The organism is Actinoplanes sp. NPDC026619 (assembly GCF_040638295.1).
Taxonomy (GTDB): Bacteria; Actinomycetota; Actinomycetes; order Mycobacteriales; family Micromonosporaceae; genus Actinoplanes.
This window is the reverse complement of the sequence record NZ_JBEZYA010000023.1, coordinates 45,702-64,816: the sequence shown is the minus strand read 5'-3', so window position 1 is coordinate 64,816 and position 19,115 is coordinate 45,702. Positions and strand designations below refer to the sequence as shown.

The 19,115-nt window shown below is 67.5% G+C and carries 21 protein-coding genes; 5 read left to right on the top strand and 16 right to left on the bottom strand.

Translation table 11 applies throughout. From position 1 onward, the window contains the following. Positions 1-26 precede the first annotated feature (26 nt). Together AB0E90_RS38080 and AB0E90_RS38075 are read right to left on the bottom strand one after the other, a co-directional pair. Positions 27-686: a 3'-5' exoribonuclease gene (locus AB0E90_RS38080; RefSeq protein WP_360416747.1), complete on the bottom strand. Its 660-nt coding sequence runs from the start codon at positions 684-686 to the stop codon at positions 27-29. After that, positions 683-1,201, bottom strand: coding sequence for a hypothetical protein (locus tag AB0E90_RS38075; protein ID WP_360416745.1), 519 nt, complete (start codon positions 1,199-1,201; stop codon positions 683-685). Before AB0E90_RS38075 ends, AB0E90_RS38080 begins: the two co-directional genes overlap by 4 nt. Before the next feature lie 604 nt (positions 1,202-1,805). Here AB0E90_RS38075 and AB0E90_RS38070 point away from each other — a divergent pair. From AB0E90_RS38070 to AB0E90_RS38060, 3 genes are all read left to right on the top strand, one after another. Then, the gene (locus AB0E90_RS38070) at positions 1,806-2,663 is read left to right on the top strand and encodes a helix-turn-helix transcriptional regulator (RefSeq protein WP_360416743.1); all 858 of its coding nucleotides are present in this window, start codon (positions 1,806-1,808) and stop codon (positions 2,661-2,663) included. A gap of 18 nt (positions 2,664-2,681) precedes the next feature. Continuing rightward, the gene (locus tag AB0E90_RS38065) at positions 2,682-2,888 is read left to right on the top strand and encodes a DUF397 domain-containing protein (RefSeq protein ID WP_360416741.1); all 207 of its coding nucleotides are present in this window, start codon (positions 2,682-2,684) and stop codon (positions 2,886-2,888) included. A gap of 100 nt (positions 2,889-2,988) precedes the next feature. Continuing rightward, complete coding sequence (locus AB0E90_RS38060) at positions 2,989-3,183, top strand: DUF397 domain-containing protein (RefSeq protein ID WP_360416938.1); 195 nt, start codon at positions 2,989-2,991, stop codon at positions 3,181-3,183. A 134-nt stretch (positions 3,184-3,317) separates the two neighbouring features. Here the strand turns inward: AB0E90_RS38060 and AB0E90_RS38055 are convergent, their stop codons facing one another. The 3 genes from AB0E90_RS38055 to AB0E90_RS38045 form a co-directional block, all read right to left on the bottom strand. Continuing rightward, a complete protein-coding gene (locus AB0E90_RS38055; RefSeq protein ID WP_360416739.1) occupies positions 3,318-3,809 on the bottom strand; it encodes an HIT family protein in 492 nt (163 codons plus the stop codon). 271 nt (positions 3,810-4,080) lie between these two features. Continuing rightward, positions 4,081-4,980 (bottom strand): phosphoribosyltransferase family protein, encoded by a 900-nt coding sequence (locus AB0E90_RS38050; protein WP_360416737.1) that lies wholly within the window; start codon positions 4,978-4,980, stop codon positions 4,081-4,083. 79 nt (positions 4,981-5,059) lie between these two features. Continuing rightward, positions 5,060-6,442 (bottom strand): radical SAM protein, encoded by a 1,383-nt coding sequence (locus AB0E90_RS38045; RefSeq protein ID WP_360416735.1) that lies wholly within the window; start codon positions 6,440-6,442, stop codon positions 5,060-5,062. Between the two features lie 435 nt (positions 6,443-6,877). Here AB0E90_RS38045 and AB0E90_RS38040 point away from each other — a divergent pair, with 435 nt between their 5' ends. Next, positions 6,878-7,315, top strand: coding sequence for a hypothetical protein (locus AB0E90_RS38040; RefSeq protein ID WP_360416733.1), 438 nt, complete (start codon positions 6,878-6,880; stop codon positions 7,313-7,315). Between the two features lie 26 nt (positions 7,316-7,341). On the opposite strand, the gene AB0E90_RS38035 is transcribed toward AB0E90_RS38040, so the two are convergent. From AB0E90_RS38035 to AB0E90_RS37985, 11 genes are all read right to left on the bottom strand, one after another. Further along, a complete protein-coding gene (locus tag AB0E90_RS38035; RefSeq protein ID WP_360416731.1) occupies positions 7,342-8,469 on the bottom strand; it encodes a DUF6624 domain-containing protein in 1,128 nt (375 codons plus the stop codon). 23 nt (positions 8,470-8,492) lie between these two features. Continuing rightward, a complete protein-coding gene (locus tag AB0E90_RS38030; RefSeq protein WP_360416729.1) occupies positions 8,493-10,058 on the bottom strand; it encodes an AMP-binding protein in 1,566 nt (521 codons plus the stop codon). Further along, positions 10,055-10,639: a hypothetical protein gene (locus AB0E90_RS38025; RefSeq protein WP_360416727.1), complete on the bottom strand. Its 585-nt coding sequence runs from the start codon at positions 10,637-10,639 to the stop codon at positions 10,055-10,057. Before AB0E90_RS38025 ends, AB0E90_RS38030 begins: the two co-directional genes overlap by 4 nt. A 76-nt stretch (positions 10,640-10,715) precedes the next feature. Next, positions 10,716-12,059, bottom strand: a complete 1,344-nt coding sequence (locus AB0E90_RS38020) for an AMP-binding protein (RefSeq protein WP_360416725.1) — start codon at positions 12,057-12,059, stop codon at positions 10,716-10,718. A 13-nt stretch (positions 12,060-12,072) separates the two neighbouring features. After that, the gene (locus tag AB0E90_RS38015) at positions 12,073-13,152 is read right to left on the bottom strand and encodes a TauD/TfdA family dioxygenase (RefSeq protein WP_360416723.1); all 1,080 of its coding nucleotides are present in this window, start codon (positions 13,150-13,152) and stop codon (positions 12,073-12,075) included. A 26-nt stretch (positions 13,153-13,178) separates the two neighbouring features. Continuing rightward, entirely contained in the window at positions 13,179-14,591 is a 1,413-nt protein-coding gene (locus tag AB0E90_RS38010) for an FAD-binding protein (RefSeq protein ID WP_360416721.1), read from the bottom strand. 325 nt (positions 14,592-14,916) lie between these two features. Beyond that, positions 14,917-15,585, bottom strand: a complete 669-nt coding sequence (locus AB0E90_RS38005; RefSeq protein ID WP_360416719.1) for a hypothetical protein — start codon at positions 15,583-15,585, stop codon at positions 14,917-14,919. A 12-nt stretch (positions 15,586-15,597) separates the two neighbouring features. Beyond that, on the bottom strand, positions 15,598-16,482 hold the full coding sequence (locus AB0E90_RS38000) for a carbohydrate kinase family protein (RefSeq protein ID WP_360416717.1): 885 nt from the start codon (positions 16,480-16,482) through the stop codon (positions 15,598-15,600). A 3-nt stretch (positions 16,483-16,485) separates the two neighbouring features. Further along, positions 16,486-16,929 carry an NUDIX domain-containing protein gene (locus AB0E90_RS37995; RefSeq protein WP_360416715.1) on the bottom strand — a complete coding sequence of 148 codons (444 nt, stop codon included), beginning with the start codon at positions 16,927-16,929 and terminating at the stop codon, positions 16,486-16,488. A 61-nt stretch (positions 16,930-16,990) separates the two neighbouring features. Next, positions 16,991-18,154: a radical SAM protein gene (locus tag AB0E90_RS37990; RefSeq protein ID WP_360416713.1), complete on the bottom strand. Its 1,164-nt coding sequence runs from the start codon at positions 18,152-18,154 to the stop codon at positions 16,991-16,993. Between the two features lie 18 nt (positions 18,155-18,172). Next, the gene (locus AB0E90_RS37985; protein ID WP_360416711.1) at positions 18,173-18,883 is read right to left on the bottom strand and encodes a hypothetical protein; all 711 of its coding nucleotides are present in this window, start codon (positions 18,881-18,883) and stop codon (positions 18,173-18,175) included. Positions 18,884-18,930: 47 nt separating this feature from the next. On the opposite strand from AB0E90_RS37985, the gene AB0E90_RS37980 reads away from it, so the two are divergent. Next, on the top strand, positions 18,931-19,098 hold the full coding sequence (locus AB0E90_RS37980) for a hypothetical protein (protein WP_360416709.1): 168 nt from the start codon (positions 18,931-18,933) through the stop codon (positions 19,096-19,098). Positions 19,099-19,115: the final 17 nt, after the last annotated feature.

Genomic DNA, 19,115 nt, shown 5'->3' with positions numbered 1-19,115 from the left:
GCCGCGGGCCCAATATGGGGGCAACGTCACGTGGCCGACAGGTGTGTCGCTCTGGTGGCGCCATCGCCTACGGCAATCCGCGGCTGGACCAAGCCGATAGCCTCCGCGATCGTCAGAGCATGACGGGCGTCGAACAGCGCGTGATGAACGGGCTGTGACTGCTGCGGAACTGTTCGCCGGATCCGGATTGCCTCTTGCATGAGGTCCTTGATGAACCGAGGGATCGTATGAGGCAGCTCGTCGAACGGTCCGTAGAGCTGGGTCAGAACGATGGTGTCGAAGGGCGAGAAGTAGGCCCAGATCTCGGCGCCAGGCAGCTGGCTGAAGAAGGCCACGATCTCCGCAGCGATCGTGCTTTGCGGTTTGACGGCGGTGAAGTCCGGATGGCGTGGATCCCACATCCAACTGCTGCCACTCGAGCGGATCGGCAGGTGCGGGGCGACGTTCTGACTCAGCCAAGGGTGGCCGCCGATATGACGTAGGTCGTTCTCGGCGAACACGGCGTAATACTCGGCTCCGGTCTCGGCGACGAGGGCGATGCTGATCGGCACGATCAGGCGGCCTGTATCTACGTACTCGGTGTCGAGGAAAACTTTGGTGACCGCGTCGGCGTGAGTCACCACGGAGTCATCGTTCCTGGATTGCGGCGATACGCCGCAGACCGGCCGGGCGTCGCGTGCGGTCATCTGGCGCTCCTTCGGTGAGCGTCGAGGGAATACAGGCGGGCGCCGGCCACGGCCGCCGACGAGTGCGCCGGGGTCACCCCGGCCGGGACTTCCGGCGCCGCACTGGCCACGACACGGATCGCTACCCTGACGTGGGAGTCGACCGTGATGGTCAACTCCGCGCCAGGGGCGACCTCCAGGCGAACGACGGCGGGCTCGAACGAAGCACCCACCGCGCTTAGAACGCTGGACGATGAAGGCATAGGCGCCGTCACGGAAAGCGGTGTTTGAACCTCGACGTGAGTCGGCTGATCACCGAGCGAGAACCACAGACGGTCCGCTGGGATCCGCAGCGTCCGCGCCACGAACCGCAACCAGTCCAGATCCTTGCGAGCGGAACCGCCTTCGAGTCGGCTGACCTGGCATTGCGACACGTGCAACCACCGCCCGAGAACCTCCTGAGGTATCGGCGCGCCGCCATGCAACGGATGGTGCCGATAGGCGCGCACCACCCGACCCATGTGCTGCTCAGCCAAGGCCTCGACGATCGGACGACATATCCAGAAATGAGCAGGTACCCGTGGCGGCTGCGCCCACCGCTGCCCAGCCGCCGCGTCGCAGGACCCACATAGTGGCCCAATGCGGTCACGGGCCAGACTTGCCCCACAACGACACTGACAGGCTGCGCTTGTGCGCGCTGTCGTGTCGAAGACGCCTCGAGATTTCATCAGGGGCACCCAACGCCGGGCGAAGGCAGGACACAGGTTGTGCCTCCGCACCGTGGGCACCACCGCGACTTAACTCTGAAGGACAGCAAGCCTGCGGCAAAGCCCGTCAGCAGTGCGCCGATCAGACCATAGATCAACATGCGGCACCCCTTGAGCTGCGATTCCGAGCCCAGCGGGAGCGGCAACGTCAAGTACCCACCTGCGATGCCGACCCCCGCTGGGGGCTTTCGTCGGCAGCCACTCGAATCGTCAGGGTGATACCGACCGCTTTCAGGCTGACATGCACTGGTGTCCACTTCAAGTCTTCAGTGTAAGTTTTATACCGTAATTCTTACGGTGAAGTTGTAACTTGCCTGCCGAGAGGACTGAGGGAAAACTGACGCCTTACGACCTTCGAGAGGGTGAGGCAGACGTGCCCAGAGCAAGCGGTCCGACGATCGCGCGGTGGCAGCTCGGCAGGCAGGTGAAGGCTCTGCGCGAGGGTGCGAAGATCTCGCAGCTCCAGATCGCCGAAGTGCTCGGCTGCTCCGAGTCGAAGATCTACAAGATCGAAGCTGGCGATGTTGGGATCAATCGCGGCGATTTAATCGTGATGCTCGATCGGTACGGCATCGCCTCCGACGATCTTCAGCGCGAGACCGCGTTTGAACTGCAGAAACAGGGCAAACAACGAGGTTGGTGGGCACAATACGGCGCGCTGTCCAACGTCTACTCGATGTACGTCGGCTTGGAGAGCGCCGCCACGGAGATCAAGGATTTTGAGCTGGCCGTGGTGCCTGGCTTGTTGCAAACGGAGGACTACGCCAGAGCGATCCAGACCGCAGCGCTCCCGGATCAGCCGGCGGAGGCTGAGCGGCGCGTGGATTTACGAATAGCTCGGCAGGCGTGCCTGACCGAAGAACCGACGCTGAACTTCTGGGCCGTCGTCGACGAGGCTGTGCTGCGCCGTCGCACTGGCGGGAACGAGGTCATGCGAACTCAGCTTCACCACCTGATCGAGATGGGGAAGCGACCGAACGTCACTATCCAGGTCCTTCCATTCACCGAAGGTTGGCATCCTGGAACGTCTGGGTCGTTCTCGATCCTCGAGTTCCCGGACGGTGTGCACAGTCCCGTGGCGTACATCGAGTCGCCGGCTGGTGACGTGTATCTCGAACGCGAAGACGATATCCGGCGCGTTACCCTCACCTATACCCACCTGCAAACTGCCGCTCTCAGCACCAGCAAATCACGGGAGCTGATCGCGGCAACGGCCAGAGACCTGGCCTAGATGGAAGGAGGCGCGGCAGTGGATCTGTCTCGCGCCGTGTGGCGCAAGAGCACGCGGAGCAACGCGAACGGTCAGTGCGTCGAAGTTGCCGACAACGTACCCGGCGTGATCGGCGTACGCGACAGCAAGAACCCTACCGGCCCGGCGCTCGCGTTCAGCCCAGACCAGTGGCGAACGTTCCTCGCTGGCGTCAAAGCCAACGAGTTCGGCCTAGACCCTTCCTAAGCGTTCAGGTGTCGCGATGCGACACCTGAACGACCAAGTCTATCAACGGTGTGCGATTCCGAGATCGGTCTTCTGTGCAACGAATGAAGGACGCAAACCGGTGGAGCTGTCTCGCGCCCTGTGGCGCAAGAGCACCCGACGCGACGCGAACGGTCAGTGCATCGAAGTTGCCGACAACGTACCCGGCGTGATCGGCGTACGCGACAGCAAGAAACCTTCCGGCCCGGCGCTCGCGTTCAGCCCAGACCAGTGGCGAACGATCCTCGCTGGCGTCAAAGCCCACGAGTTCGGCTGACACCTCATCGGCCTTCTAGCAAGCACCCACCCGCAGCAAGCGCGGAGATCGCCTCGTCGAGGCCTCGCTGGCCGTACCGTCCGGATCAAGTAGCCGAGCGGTGGTGGTTGCTCGGCGATAGACACTGGCGCTTCCTAGCTGAGTAGGTGTTCCAGCGCTGCGGCGCTCTGCTGAACACGGTCGGCTGGTTGTCGACCGTCGTCGAGGTACGTCCACGCCAGCGCTCCTCGCGGGTCTGGATCTAGGTTCGGGCGCGGGATCACATGGCCGTGCAGATGGGGCACATTGTTGCCGAAAACTGCGTAGTTGACTTTGGCTGGCTGGAACAGCGTGGTGACGGCGCGGCCAACCGCGAGGAGGTCGGCGAAGAAGTCGAGCGCAGAAACTTCGGGCACTTCGGTGGGTTCGCAGACGTGGTCGCCGCGCCAGATTACCCAGCAGTAGCCTGGGATTTGGCCGCGGACGCTGAGGTATCCATTGGCCGCTCGCCCGGTGTAGATACGCACGCCCCAGTCGGGATCCTCGGTGCTCAGAAATTCGCAGAGTTGACAGCCTCCGCCCGCTTTACGCGCCGGCCAGTCAGATGGCCAAGGCCGCCAATCGTCCTCGTTCGCACCATCCACCACGTTGGCTCCCTGACGTGCCTCTGACCGAGGCCACCTGCATGCACGCCGATCGCCTTGCCGAGCGGGATCTATCAGCGAGGGAGCCGGCGCTGAGGTTTTACCTGGAAGTCACGATACTGTCCGGCCCCCTAGAGGGTGGCTCTATCGACGCAAGACGTAGCTTCTGCAGACGTTGGCGCGGGAGGCATTCGAGACCGGGCGATGACGGTGGAGGTCCGCGCGGCGTCGCAAAAGTGGGCTGCTTTCACCATTCAGAAGCGGCTTCTTCCGGCTAATCGGCGGCCGCGAGTTTCAGCGCGAGGACGACGGGATGGTTTCGTCGTTCCAGGGCCTCTAGGAGGCATTCGAGGAGGTGGACGCTGAGGCGGTGGTAGGGCACGCCTACCGAGGCGAGTTCAGTGACCAGGTGCTCCAGGAAGAGGTCTGAGCGATCGGCGAGGAAGGCCTGGACCTCGCCGCGGTCAGGCCAGGTGAGCAGCTCTCGCAGGACGCGATCGTTGAGGATGAACTCGTCCCGCTCGATGAACCTCGCGACGCTGGCCGGGGTGGGTGTGCTGGCGTTATTGATTCGTTCCTCGATTGCGGGGTCCTGGCCGGCGAGTTTTGGGTCGAGCCAAACGGCGTAGAGGTAATGGACTTCGGCGGGGCGTAATGGTGCGAGCGTCTCGCTCATCTTGTCTTCGACGGCGCCGGTCACGATCAGGTCGTCGATGCAGATGACGCATGCGTCTTTGATGATGTTGGGGTCGACGTAGTCGATGGTGCCAGCCAAGGCGGTACGCCGCCCGGCGTGGTCGAGTGCGGCGTACCGTACCGGCTCGCCCTGCTCAACGTGTTTGACCTCGTGCAGTTGGGCCGGCCGCAGGTCACGTTGGGCCCGCAAGTGGTTGAACAGTTGGGTGAAGTAGACGGCGATAGCGTGGGCGGGTTTCGGCGTGTGCCGCGTGGCCGGGCCGTAGACGACGATCGGTCGGATCGGGTCAACAGGCGTGAAGGCCCCACCGGCGGTCAACATCTCGGCAAGCTGGTATCCGTACCGGCGCGCGGGGACGATGTGCCCATACTTCATCTGGCTGTAGGCGACCGCGTCGAAGTCGCCGTTCTGGGTGACCAGCTGGCCGGTTCCGGTCGCCCGCAGGTTGTGGATCGCGAGCCGGGTGGATCGCATCATCCGAGTGCACCTTTGCGTCGTGGTCGGCAGATCATGACTGTGTCGGGCGGCGCTGTAGTGAAGCGCCGGGCTGCCAGGTCTACAGGCGTGGCAGCGATCTCTCGAGAGCGTGCGGGAAGCGCTGTTTGAGGGCGATAAGTTGTTCAAGAACCCGGCGGCGGACGTCGGGCCGGCCCGCGTAGAGCGACGAGCCGCCGTAGGTGTCGCTGGCTGCCCACTCGGCTTGGGTTCGGCCGTCGTCCTCGGTCTTGCCGAACAGCTGCTCGTAGAGCTCGGTCGCGGGGAACGGCATGAAGAAGTGGTGCTTCTGCCGGTTGTGCTCCAGCGCGGCGAGCTCGGTGACCAGGGCCAATGTTTCGTCGCTGTCCGCGGCCTCTTCGCCGGGTAGGTCGTGGATCCAGCTGGTGAGCTGGATGATTCCGGCCTTGTCCAGCAGGGCGCACGCATCGCGAGTATCGGCGACGGTCGCGCCCTTGCGTAGTGCGGTGAGCATGCGGTCGGAGCCGGATTCGCAGCCGAGGAAGATCGCCGAGAACCCGACGTCCTGCAGTCTTCGCAGGTCGATAACTTTGGCGAGGTTGACGACATCCCGGGTGCGCATGTTGGCGCGCAGTTCGAGTCGCAGTCCCTCGGCTTCGAGCAGGGCGACGATGTCGGTGACTCGGGCGATGTTGGTCGAGAAGTTCGGGTCGAGCAGGCTGATCTGGCTCGGTGCATAGGTCCGCCATAGGCCGACCAGTTCGGTCACGACGCGTTCGGGTGCCAAGGACTTCCATTTGCGGGTGCTGGTCTGTGGCTCGGAGCAGAACGCGCAGGCGTAGGGGCAGCCGTAGCTGGTGATGTAGGACAGGTCGCGGGTCCGGTCGTTGTAGTAGCGGGTCGGGTCGATGAGGCTGTAGTCCATCGGCGGCAGCGTGTTCATGTCGCCCAGGAACTCGTAGTTGGTGCGAATGACCCGCGGCTCAGTGGCCCCGGTTGCCGTGATCGCGGTGCGCCCGTCGAGCAGCGCCAGGTTCGGGACGTCGGCGACGGTGTCCGCCGACAACGCGATGCCGTCAGCGAGCCGTCGGGCCATCGCCAGTACCGCATTCTCGCCGGGGCCGCGGACGATGACGTCGACGAGCCGTTCGCGCAGGATGGCCTGGTGCGCGAGGGTGGCGTGGTAACCGCCCCAGATCACTGGGGTGTGGGGGGCGGCGTCACGCACGATGTTGATCGCATCCAGCACATTGTTGATGCTCGGTCCGGTCATGCAGGTGACCCCGACGAACAGCGCGTCACCGGCGGCTTGGCGTAGTCGGTGACGCCAATCGGGGTCGACCTGGCAGTCGAGGATGAGCACGTCGAATCCGTCGGCCTTCAGGATCGAGCCGATCGACAGGACGGACAGCGGATGCCACGCGTAGTCGGATTCGCCAGTCGCCAGAGGATCGACGCCTGCGAACAGAACGACTTTATTCATCAGGACTGTTCCTTTCGCTCAGCCGGCTGAACCGGGCACAACGTCTGCCGCACCCTGTTGCGAGTAATCCGGCGCCAGGGGTTTGTTGCCCCTTCGGGCGGGTGCGTGGAGCCCGGCCTCGGGCCTCCACGAGACCGCACGATGGCCGCGCCGCAGCTCGGGCGACCCGTCCAGGCGGCACCGTCCACTGCGTGGTGTTCGCGCTCCAGCGGGGCCGCGATCGTCATCGCGGGGCGTGTCGCGGAGGCTGACCACTCGTTCGCGCGACTGTATGGCCAGCCGCGCGAGCCCACAACATGTGGTGGAAGATTTGCGGTAGGGTGCCCACTGCTTGTGTTTGAACGCCGTTACCCGGGAGGGTGAATGTCTGATTCGTTGACACCGCGAGTCCATCCTCGAGCAGCAAATCGTGTCGTGCCTCGGATGAGTCGAGGAGTGACGACGCGGTTCACCGTGGATGGTCAGAAGGGATATCTGACCACCGCGACGGCAGCGGACGGCGGCCTCGGTGAGGTCACGATCCGCATGGCCAAACAGGGCTCGACCCTGGCCGGCATGATGGACGCCCTGGGGCAGACCATCTCCATGGGACTGAAGGCTGGCGCACCCCTGGAGGTGTACGTCGGGAAGCTCGCGAACATGCGCTTCGTGCCGGCCGGGATGACTGATGACCCGGAGCTTCCGATGGCGACGTCGCTGATGGATTACGTCGCGCGGCGGCTGGCCGTGGATCATCTGCCGGTGCAGCGGCGGGCCGAGATGGGAATCCTGACCACGGCCGAACGCCGGGAACTGGTCGGGTCCGTCGATGTCGTGGAGACCACGTGGTCTGATCTGCCCGGTCTGGCGATGTCGGCTCCGCTGCAGGCGTAGGACGGTGTGCTGATGCGGGGGCCGCCTCATGCGGGCTCCCGCATTTTGCCTTGCCCGTACGTGACGGCGACCTCCAGTGCTTCGTCGAGGTCGTCGACGAGGGTGACGTCCGCAAGCGTGTCGAAGGAGCAGCGCGGTAGCCCGATGATGATCACGTGTTTGTGGTGGGCGAGCGCGACCCCGATCTCGACGCCGAGGCCGTGACTGCGGCGTTGCCCTTCGAACGCGATCATGGTGTCGGCGCGTGTGACATCGGCCAGGCACAGGCGGGCGGCGAGCTGGTTGAGCGCCAGGCCGGCGTCGAGTTGGCAGCTGGCGCGGGTGAGCGGGTCGATGTCGAGCCACCTGCTGGTGGAGATCAGCGGCGCGGGCAGCGCCTCGCGGATCCGGCAGGTCTGGTTGCGGTAGCGCAGGGTGGCGGCGAGATAGACGCCGACCGTGCCAGCGGGCAGAGGGCCCGGGTGATCGACGGTGACGGTGACACCGGCCTCCGGCCGAAGTGGGTCGAGGGCCCCAGGCCGCCAGGGGTTGGTGGGGCTGGTCCGGGCGGTGCCGTACGGGGTCAGCGGGGAGAACGCGAACCGGGCGTCGGTTTCCAGGCTGGGCAGGCCGATCGCCTGGCGGGCGTCGTCGACGTCGGCGGGTGAGCCGTCGAGCGGATACAGCAGTACGGGTTGTTCGTCGCGGATCAGGCGCAGGGTGCCGTAGGTCTGCGGTAGGCCGCGGATGGCACGTTCGCGGTCGGTCAGCAGCGCGAGGTGGCGGGGGTCGGTGGCGCCGCGGTGTACCGCGTCGGCCACCCGCGTCAGTACCGTTCGTCGGCGGTCGTTGTCGGCGTCGGCGTGTTGAAGCAGGATCCAGGCGGCGTCGGCGTCGGCCGGCTGCGAAGGCCATCCGCGGTCGACGACAGCGTCGATCGAGGCCCGCCCGGCCGTGGTGGCAAAGGCGAGGTACGCCGCGAGCTGCGGGGTTGCGACGGTCAGGTGCGGTGCGAGGTCCGGCAACAGGGTCAGTGGCTGAGGCCAGTGCGGGTAGCCCAGGGCTTGGCTGATCCGCGCGTCGAGGGCCGGATCGGTGAACAGGCTGGCCAGGGCTGCGGCGAGGAGCGCTTGCTCGCGCCGGGCGACGGCCGGGAGGTCCAGCGTGTGTGTCATTGGAACGCCAATGGCGAATGCGGTCACGGGAGGCTCCCCAGGTGTTGCTGCGCGAGGTGTCGGGCGGCGGCCAGGTCGGGTTTCCCGGCCGCGGTGCGAGGGATTGCCGGCACGGCGATCACCGCCGTCGGGACCTTGAAGCCAGCCAGCCGCTGCCGGGCGTAGGGCCCGATCTCGGTGGTGGTGCCTGCGGGACGCAGCTCGACGAGGGCCGTGACGGTGTGTCCGAGCTCGGGGTGCGCGGTCCCGAGGACGATCGCGTCACGCACGTGCGGGTGCTGCCGGATGACGGCGGTGACCTCCGGGGCGTAGACCTTCTCCCCGCCGGTGTTGATGCAGTCGTCGGGCCGGCCCAGCAGCAGGAACCGCTGGCCGTCGATGAGTTGCACGTGATCGCCAGACAGCAGGTAGCGGTCGCCGTCGTGGACGGCGAACCGGGCGGCCGGCAGAGCCCCGCACGGGTGTATTCCGGCGGGGTGTGGTTTGCGGACGCCGATGGTGCCGGTCTGTCCGGGCTGTGCCGGCTGCCCGCTGCTGGTGAAGACCCGGGCGTATCGGCCGAGGCGGAACTCGCCGGTGGGCGGCACGGCACCGGCCGTGGCGATGGCGAAACCGAGGCCGGTGGCTTCCGTGGCGCCCAGTGACTCCAGCAGCCGCAGGTGCGGCAGCCGCATCAGGAGCCGGTTTTTGATGTCGTGGGTCCAGGCGGCACCGGATGAGGTGATGGTTTCCAGGTGCGGCAGCGGCCAGCGGCCGGATTCGGCGTCGAGGGCGTCGGCCAGCGGCACAGCGTGGGCGTCGCCGACGATGGCCAGGCTGGTCACCTGCTGATCGGCGAGAGCGTCGAGCAGGTGATACGGGTCGAAAGACGTGCCGGGCATGGTGATGACGGTTCCGCCGGCGCACAGGGCACCGAGTGCCCGGGTGAGCCCGGAGCCGTGCATCAGCGGGCTGGCCACCAGCAGCCGCACGCGATGCCCGGAGTCGGGCTGCACCGTGTCGGCGGCGAGATCGTGCCGGCGCCACGGGTTGTGGGAGTTGAGCTGCTCGAGCAGGTCACCGATGCGCCACCGCACGGCCAGGGGGGAGCCGGTCGTTCCGCCGGTGCACTTGAGCATGACGTCATCGGGATGCGAATCGAGCCGGCCGCGGTCGCCGCCACTCGCGATAATCGCGTCGAGCGCCCCGTTCGACTGGTCGCCGTCGACCGGGTACCAGAGCCGGACCGTGGGCATAGCGTCGCGGATCTGCTCGATGCCGCTGTCGGGGCGGTAGCAGACGGCGGCGGGCTGGATGCGGTTCAAGAGTTCGGCGATCTCGTGCGGCCGGTAGCGGTAGTTGATGCCGCAGACGGTGGCGCCGCATCGCATGGTCGCGGCGAGCAGGACCAGGTACTCCGCAGTGTTCGGCAGGCACAGAGCCAGGACGTCGCCGCGCCGTAGGCCGGCTTGGCGCAGGGTGGCGGCGTACCCGGTCGCGGCGGTGTCGAACTGCTCCCAGGAGAGCTGGCGGCCGCCGCGCAGCAGGGCCGCTCGCTGCGGTTGCTGCACGGCGATCTCGTGCCACAGCCGCGCCAGGTCCCACCTCATGCTGCTCGCCCCGCGCCCGTGAGTGCTCGGGCGGGCACGCGGCTCAGGTGGTCGACGGTGGCTTGCATGAGCGTGGTGAAGGGGGCGATCTGCCAGTCCCACAGGTTCGCAGGCACACGGGGGTCGAGCAGCGCCACGACTTCGCGCAGCCGGATGCGGGGGAAAGCATTGTTGGCCACCGGGTACACGCTGAGCGGCCGGCCCGGTTCGTAAACGCTGATGTACGAACTGTCGGGGTCGCCGGGCAGGTCCTCCATGGAAGTCACTTGGGTCATGGGCAGGTGCCAGCTGAGGAAGGTGCGCAGTGCCGGTCCGGCGGTGGACGGCAGTAGGTGCTGATGGCCGTGTTCGACGCGTCGGCCGGTCGGCATGTTGAGCCCGTACTCGAACCCGATCACCGGGCTGTCGTAGGTGTCGCTCAGGCGGCCCGCGAGTTGCTCGGTTAGCGCGTGCACCGCACGGCGGTCAGCGCGAGGGAGCCGTCCGATCGAGGTGGTGTGTGCCGTCGGGACAACGAGCAGATATCCGCAGGTGAACGCGCCGATGGTCGGTATCGCGGCCGCATGCTGGTTGCCGGCCACCGTCCGGGGCTGGTCCGGGCGCAGGTGCTGGGCCAGTGGCCCGCCATGGCCCGCGGGATCGATCGCGGCGCACAGATCACACGGAGACGACACGGTCGGAGTCCTCTGAAGCCAGGTGGGCGGGGGTGGTGATGTCGAGGTGGCGTGGCCGTTCCGCCGGCCGCAGCCGGTCGGCGCAGTAGCTGTGCAGGATGTCGGCGGGAAGCGGCCGGTCGGCGATCACCCGGGCGACGAGGACTTGGCCGTAGTCGTCATCGGGTGCGGCGATGACCTGGCAGGACATCACCGACGGGTGGGAGAGAACCACGGCGTGTACGCGGGCCATAGCGACATTGACACCACCGACGATGGCCCGGCCGTCGCTGGCGGTGCCGGTGACCAGGAGCCGACCCTCGGTGGTGAGCAGGCCGTGGTCGCCGACGGTGCGCCATGCGCGTGCCGGCAGGCACGGGGCGCCGGCGTAGTGGCCGCTGCAGCCGGCGGTGCTTCGTCCCTCGATGGTTCCGGCGACACCCTCGGCTACCGGCCGGCGGTCGGCGTCGACCACGCGGAACTCGGCGCCCGCGATCGGCACGCCGCCTGGCCGGCGGTCATCAGCGCGCGTGAAGGTGCCGTCGTACTCGGCGGCGCCGTAGTACTCGGCGACGATGTGCGGGTCGACGACCTCGAGCAAACGATCGCGCACGTGTGCGGGGCATGGGGCGGCGGAGTGCATCAGCGTCCGCAGCCCGGCCGTCGACGCCCGTAGCTCATTGCGCTCGACCTGTTCAAGGAGGCGGCCGATTTGGATCGGTGCCAGGAAGGCCCAGCTCGCATCGGTGGCAGCGGCGATCTGCGCCCACGCCTGCGGGGCGAATCGGTCGAGGACGGCCAGGCTGCCGCCCAGCAGCAGGTGCCGCACGGCGAACTCGAACGGCCCGTTGAGATGCATTGGAGCTGCGAACAAAGCCACACCGCTGGCGGCTGGGTCGGCGCTGTTGTGCGAGGTGCCGAGGCCGACGGCGTGCGCTTTGCGGGCGACCGTAGGTAGTTCTCCACCGGTGACCAGGGGACGGTAGATGCCGCTGGCCACGCCGACGGTGGCTTTCCAGGGTCGGCAGGTGTGCGCGCCGATCGTCGCCCGCCGGGTCAGGGATTCCCGTAGCGGCTGGGGTGTCCGCGGGTCGACCGGCATCGGTACGGCGCCGCGCAGCCAGATCGCCGCGGTCCGCACGAAGAACGCGGCGTCCGACGTCGCGGAGACGGCGATGATTTTTCCTGGTCGCTGGTCGTGTTCGGCGGCGAGGTCGCGTGCTTGGCGCCACAGCTGGCTGAAGGTGAGGATGCCGTGCCGATCGATGACCGCGTGGCGGTGGCCCTGGTATCGGGCATGGTTTTGCAACGTGTGCCGGATGGCGATGGCGAGGGTGGGGGGCGGCACGGTGTCGTCCGATCTACTCGATGCCGGAGGTGGCGTACGCGGACGGCGGTGTCCACGTCTGCGCGGCCTGGCGCTGCTGGTGGTCGGTGAGCCATCCGTAGCGCAGCGCTTCGTCGATGGGGCTCGGCCGGCGGTCGCGGTAGTGCGCGAAGGTGAGCCAGCACCGCAGCAGATGACGGGCCTGGTCGGCATCACTGGGATCGGTGTAGGCGGTCCGCGAGTGCAGCACGGTGTGGTTGTTGACCACCTGCAGGTCTCCGGCGCGCAATTCCATGTCCGCGGCGACCCCGTCGGCGACCTGTTCGAGCAGGTCGAACGCGGCCAGGACCCGTTCGGTAATGGGGACGCCGGTGACCTGTGGTGTTTCCAGCAGGGTGTGCCGCACGAAGCGGACGGAGAAAAGCCCCTGGTGATGGGAGAAGATCGGTGACACGAACGTCTCGGGAAGGCCGGGGCAGTTGCCGCCAGCCATGTGGAAGTGGAACGGCTGGTACAGCGCGGCCACGGCGTCCGGGTCGAGGTCGAGCATCGCGTTGTGCACGGCGGCGGCGCTCGCGAGTCGACTCAAGCCGCCTTCGGCGGCGCCGCGCCGGCACAGCAGGACCGCGGCGTCAGCGCCGTCGGTGTGGAACCAGAGCCGGTCGGCGGTCTGGTGGCCACGCGTCACGGTGTCACCGAGTTGCCTGCCGGTGCTGCGGACGTGCCGGATGAGGTGTCCGGTGCGGCTCTGCGTGGCGATCGGTGCAAGGTGCGTCGCCAAGCCGCGGATCATGACCGCGGCTTGGTCCTCGCTCACTGTCTCGACCGGCAGGCCGCGGACGAGCGCGAAGCCTCGGCCGTCGGCGACCTCGCGTGCCGCCTTCTTCAGGACCGAGCTGCTCAGCGGTAGCGGGAAGTCGTCTGGGCCGATCGTGGGGTCGAAGGTCATGTCGCGGCCGGCGAGCCGGCGGCACGCCACAGCGGTCGCCTCGGCGATCTCGGCGATCTGTTCTTCCGACAGCACGATCGGATAGTCCACGCCGGTGAGGTTCTGGCCGGTCCACATCGGTCCAGCCTCGGCGGTCAGTGCGGGAATTCGAGAAGGAGCAGGCATGAGGAGTCCTCCAGGCTGCGAACAGATCAGGGAGCGGACACGGCCGCAGTGAGGCGGCCGGCGATGTTGTCCCCGGCGAGCCATCCGGATTCGGCGGCGCCGATGATGCCGCCGGTCAGACCGGGTCCGTCACCGGCGAGGTACAGGCCGGGCCGGTCGGTTTCCATCGCATCGGACACCGCGAACCGGGCCGCCCACCGTTCCACCGCCGGCCCGTAGAGCACGTTCGTCGGGTCGAGCGCCTGTGGGCAGAGACCGGCGAGCCGCTCGATGAACCGCCGGAGCAGGCCGGTGATCGGTGCCGGCAGCGCCGCGGCGAGGTCACCTGGCGCCACCGCCGGCATACTCGGGGTGAACGCCGCCGCCAGCCCAGCGACCGATTGCCGGGACGGCACACCGGCGAGGAAGTCACCGAGGCTCTGCGCGACGAGTCCGCCGTACCGGCCGTTGATCGTGGCGACAACTCCCCGCGCCTCGCTCGATGTCAACGGCAGGTCTTTTCCAGCGGTCGCGATCACGGCGGTGTTGGACCGGTCAGCGGCGTGACCGGAATCGGCGTGACCGCCGACGAGCAGCAGCCCCTCGTAGCCGGCCGGCACAACATCCCCGCCGTAACACACGCAATGAGTACGCACCTCGGCACCAGATCCCGCCCGCCAGATCAGTTTCGGGTCACCGGCAACCGACAACAGCGGATCCAGGAAATCCTTGCGCCCCTCCAGCCGGAACCCGAGCTTCGGACAAGCCGGATGGCGACGCAAGTCGAGTTCGGCACCGACGCGGTCCATCCACGCCGAGCCGACCTTGCCGGGTGCGAGCACCACGTGCTGGGCATACACCGCCGTAGGCAAGTCGCCTGCACGGTGGAGCCGCACCGTCCACCGGCTACCGGGCAGCGACGACTCGGTGATCTCCACCGCCTCGGTCCGACACCGGACATCAACGTCAGGACCGAGACGAGCACGCAGCCGCGACAACATCCGGGGCAATTGGTCACTGCCGACGTGACGCAGCGGATAGTGAAGGAACTCCATGCCGACCGCCGCGGCGCCACGCTCCAGAGCAGCCGCAGCGTCGACGTCGGCGCCGAGCAGCGGTGCGTCCTCGCCGCCACGGATCAGCTCATCGATGGCGTGCTGGCGTTCCTCCACCTCGTTGGCCGGGAAACGGTGAGCCAGCGTCGAGCCGATCCGGTGAGACAGGCACAACTTTCCGTCGGAAAACAACCCGGCCCCACCGAACCCCATCGTGATGATCGCGTTGTCGCCAGGCCGGCTCTGCTGCGCGTCAAGCCGATCGGTCAGATCCAGGCCGGCGTCGACGACCAACATGCGGATCCCGGGCACGCGCTGAGCACGCAGCGCGGCGAACAGACCAGCAGGACCCGCGCCGACGACCACGACATCGAACTCGTGGCCGGACTGGAGATGATCATGCATTGGGTTCCCCTTCTAGAGATAGACCGGACCAGCGCGATTCCAGCGGTGGTGGACTGCTCGGCCTGGGCTCATTGATCGATGGGAGGTGTTGTGCGTGGCCGGTTCCGGCCAGGATGTGGCCAAGCGCTGCCGATCAGCTGCCGAACCTGGCTGCTGAGCGGTAGAGCACAGTGCCGCCAATGACGTCGCGGTTTGGTGTCGAGGCCGATCGGACCTATCACTGCGGCGGCGGTATGCGCCGTTGGCGACAGCGCTCGGATGGGCTATCTTCCCGGCGTTGAACGCGCTGGAGGGGCTGGTCAGGAGGTCCTGCTTGTCGAACCGGTCAGCGCAGCACCCCCGCGTCGGTGAGCTGCTCCACGCGGTCAGCGGCCTGATCCCGGGTCATGCGTTTGGCGGCGGCCGCAGCCGGGTCCTCGGTGGCGGCACCGTACTGCCACCACGCCTTGCCGGTGGCGCGGTCGGTGACCAGGAAGCGGTCTTTGACCGCAGGGCCGCGAACGACCAGCGAGGTGGTGTGTGGGGCGGCCGTCACGGCGTGGATCATCGTGTGGTGCAGCACGTAGGTGTCCCCGATGGTTTCCCGGCGGACGCTACGCGGGTGCAGGCCGGCCACGTCGACATCATCTGAATCGCCGAGCTGGTCGTCGGTGCCGTACAAGGTGTGGGTGTAGGAGCCGGCCAGTAACCGGGTGACATACGTCCAGCGATGGTTGTGCGGCCGGTCGAAGTAGCCGGGCAGGAAGACGTGCAGGCGTAGCCGCCAGCCGGCCGGGTCGTCGTGCAGGACGATCTTGTCGAGAATGTCGTAGTGCTCGCACAACTCCCTCAGGTGCGGGTTGTCCAGGGCCTGCGCGGTCAACGCGGTCAGCAGGCGACGGTCGTCGTCGAGCGTGTTGAGCAGTTTGTCGCTGGCGGCGAACACCGCGGCGAGATCGTTCCAGTCGACACCGGTGATGGCGGCGGTCAGAGTGCCGGGCAGAGAGGTGCTCATGGTGGTCCTCCTTCAGGCGGCGAGGGCGGGCAGCCGCCGCGGTACGGGGGCGGCGGGGCTGGTGCAATGCCGGGTGCCGACGGCGCAGCCGGCGCCCAGGGCCGCCGGTACGTCAGCGCCGGAGATCAGGGCGTGGGCGTAGCCGGCGGAGAACGCGGCGCCGGCCCCGTGCGTGTGGCTGACCGTGACGTGCTCTGCCGCAACCCGGTGGAGCCCGGTGCGGGTGACGGCCAGCGCGCCCAGGGAACCGAGGGTGACCACGGCGGTGTCGGCCAGCAGACGATCGAGCAGCTGGCCCGCGATCGTTTCGGCGCGGTCGTTGTCGGCTTCGCCGAGGCTGGTCTGCACCACGGCCACCCGGCGGCCGCGGGCGGCCGCGCTGATGGTGTCGTCGAGCGGGTCACCACCCAGGTTGAGCATCAGCGGGGTTTCGCCCGCAGCCCTGATCGCGCGGGCCGCGCCGGTCGTGATCGCTTGGTAGCAGTCGATGTAGGCGAGTCCGGCCTCGCCGAGCAGGGTGAGGTCGGCCCGTTCGAGCCCGGTGAATGCATGGTCCAGGGCGGCGAACCAGGTGCGGGTTCTCGTGTCGTCCACGACGGCGATCTGCGGGGTCATCCCGGCGGCCAGCCGGCGGCGGGAGTGCGCTACGCCGGTGGCGTCCAGCCAGCTGTGCAGCTGGTCGCCGGTCGGATCGTTGCCGACGTCGTTGCTGATCAACGCCGTGTGCAGGCCAAGTTGGGCGGCGGTGACCGCGGTGAGCGGACCGTCACCGGCTATGGAGGCGACGACCTCGTTGACCATGGCACCGCCGTTGGCCCGTGGGTAGGCGTCGACGCGCATGACCTGCGCGTCGGCGAGGTAGCTGAAGCACACCAGATCCAGCGGGTCCGCTCCCATCGTCTACTCCTGCCAGCCGCGTTCGGAGTACGGCTCACCCGCGGCGTACTGCTCCAACGCCAGGCGGCCGTAGTCGATCATCTGCTCGGGCAGGCCATCGAGCGGGAACCATTGCCAGGCGGCGCATTTGTCCGGCTCGGTGACCACCGGGTCGCCCTCCCAGCGGCTGACCTGGAAGAACAAGGCCATGCGGCCGGAGCCGGTCCAGTGGTGCATCGTGTGCACGAGCGAGGCGTCGGCCTGGTCGATGACCACGCCGGTCTCCTCCTTGGCCTCGCGCACCAGCGTGCCGAGCGCGGACTCGCCGTCCTCCCCGTGGCCGGACGGCATATGCCAGCAGCCGTCCCCGAAACCGGTGTTGATCCGCTGGCCCAGCAGGACGCGGTCACCGTTTCGCAGGATCAGGTGCACGTCGACCTGGGCGCGCTGGTTCTTTTCGCTCGTCAAGATGTCTCCTCATGTCGCCACTGCGGTTACCGGGGGTTGGCCCCGACTCATATAACGGTGGTCATCCGCCGACGGTGGCCAGGGTGCGTACGTCGGCCTTCCAGAGCCGGCACACCGGGACGACGTCCGGGTCGGCCGCACAGGACGCGCTGCCCATCACCAGTTCTTCGGCCGGGCAGCCGCCACCACAGCCGCCGCCCACCTGACAGCCGTCGCAGCTCGACTGGGTCAGCACGCGGGTGAACAGATCGAACTCGTTCGGCCCCTTGTTGATCTCGATCAGGCCGTTCGGGGTTTGGTTCGCGTAGTGCAGGTCGGTGTCGAACAGATAGGAGCACACATAGGCCTTGCCGTCCGGGAAGACGCTGATCCGGTCCAGGGTGCGGCCGATGCAGCCCTGGTAGCCCTGCGCCGCGTAGCTGGCGATCCGGTCGCGGCGGGCGTAGGTCGGCTGATACCAGACGCGGGTCTGGTAGCCCTCTGCGACGCGTTCGAGGCGCTCGTAGAAGGCGATCCACTCGAGTGGGTTCATGGCGATGTCGGTGGCGTCGTTTCCGGCGCCGATCGTGCTGAACACGTGGTACTTGACCAGCGATACGCCCAGCTCGTCGGCGATGTCCAGCAGGCGCAGGCTGTCCCCGGCGTTGGCCCGGTTGACGGTGCAGATGATCCGTACGTCGAACCCGCGCTCGGCGAGCTCGGCGATGTTCGCGAGCGCCTGGGTGAAGGTGCCGGGTCCGCGGATCTGGTCGTGGCTTTCCGCGGTGCCGCCGTCGAGGCTGATCTGCACGTACGAGAAGTCGCCGGGCTTCATCTGCCGGAACTTGCGGATCGCTGGTTCCAGGCCGTTGCTGGTCGTGATGACGTGCTCGAAACCCATCGCCTGCGCCGATCGGATGATCTTCACGTAGTTCGGGTGCAGCGTCGGCTCGCCGCCGAGGATCGTCAGTTTCGAGCTGCCCATCCGCCGCCAGACATCCAGCGTGGCCATCACCTGCTCGAACGGCATTTTCTGCGCCACTTCGAGCCGGTCACCCATGTAGCAGTGCTTGCAGCGCAGCTGGCAGCGGTTGGTGATGTAGACGTACAGGTTGCGGAACCTGCCGTACTCGATCTGATCGACGCGTCCCGGCACTTCGTCGTGAGCGCCGGCGGGCAGCCGGCCGTGACCGTAGCCGTCGATCCCGGGCCGTAGGCCGGGGATGGCAAGCCGTACAGCAGTCATGAACGTTCCCTCTATCCGTTAACGGAGCAGCGCGTCGGCGCCGCCGAACTCGTGCAAGGCCGTGAGAGCGGCATCCCGACACACCGCTACGTCGGCGTCGGCGTCGATCTGACGAACCGGGAGGTCGAGGTCGCGAGCTGCCGAGAGGATCGAGCCGACCCGGCGCCGGAAGCGCTGCACCCGGGCATCGAACACGCGCAGCTGGTCGGTGCGACGCCGCCTCAGCGGGCCGTCGCAGACCGCGCACCGGTCCGGGTGACCGGGCGCAGATACCGCCGACCGGTGTGCTTCGCCGAGAGGATCCGGCTCGCAGCTCAGGCACACACGGCGACCGGCGCGACGCCGGGAAAGAACCTGATCGTCGGCATCGAGACCGACGCCGAGCAGCAGCAGATCCGCGCTGCATCGACCGGCGGCCCGGTACAGCACGCGCAGCTGGTGGTCGCTGCCCGGGAAATTCTCGAAAACCATCAACGGCGCGTCCAGGAATCGATGGTGGACGGCCGCATCCAGCAGGCCCGTCACGGTGTCGTCGCCGAACCAGCCCAACTCGTCGCGCGACGAGAACAGCTCATTGTGTATCCATCCGCTGGCACGGCAGCGGATCGCGAAGTCCCGCAGGCGAAAAATTTGGCCTCCGGCGACCGTGTGCAGAGACGCCGCGAGGGTGCTCTTGCCTGCGGCCGGCGGGCCGACCAGCGCAACCCAGCGTGCGGGCGCAGCGGTCATGACGCGTTGCTCCTTCCTCGCCGTGGTTCGGGTCGGGTGGTGCTGGTTTGAGACTCGACGACGTGTGCCTGCACGACCATGACCAATCGCGCATGATCGGTATTCGTGTCTCGCGGATGTGTTTCCCGATCTGCGATGCTGGGATGCGCGGGCGGCATTTCACCGGCTGGGTCACCATTTATCGGCGCAGCACATTCCCGTTTTCCGAAGAGTGACGAGAAAGGATCGGCTG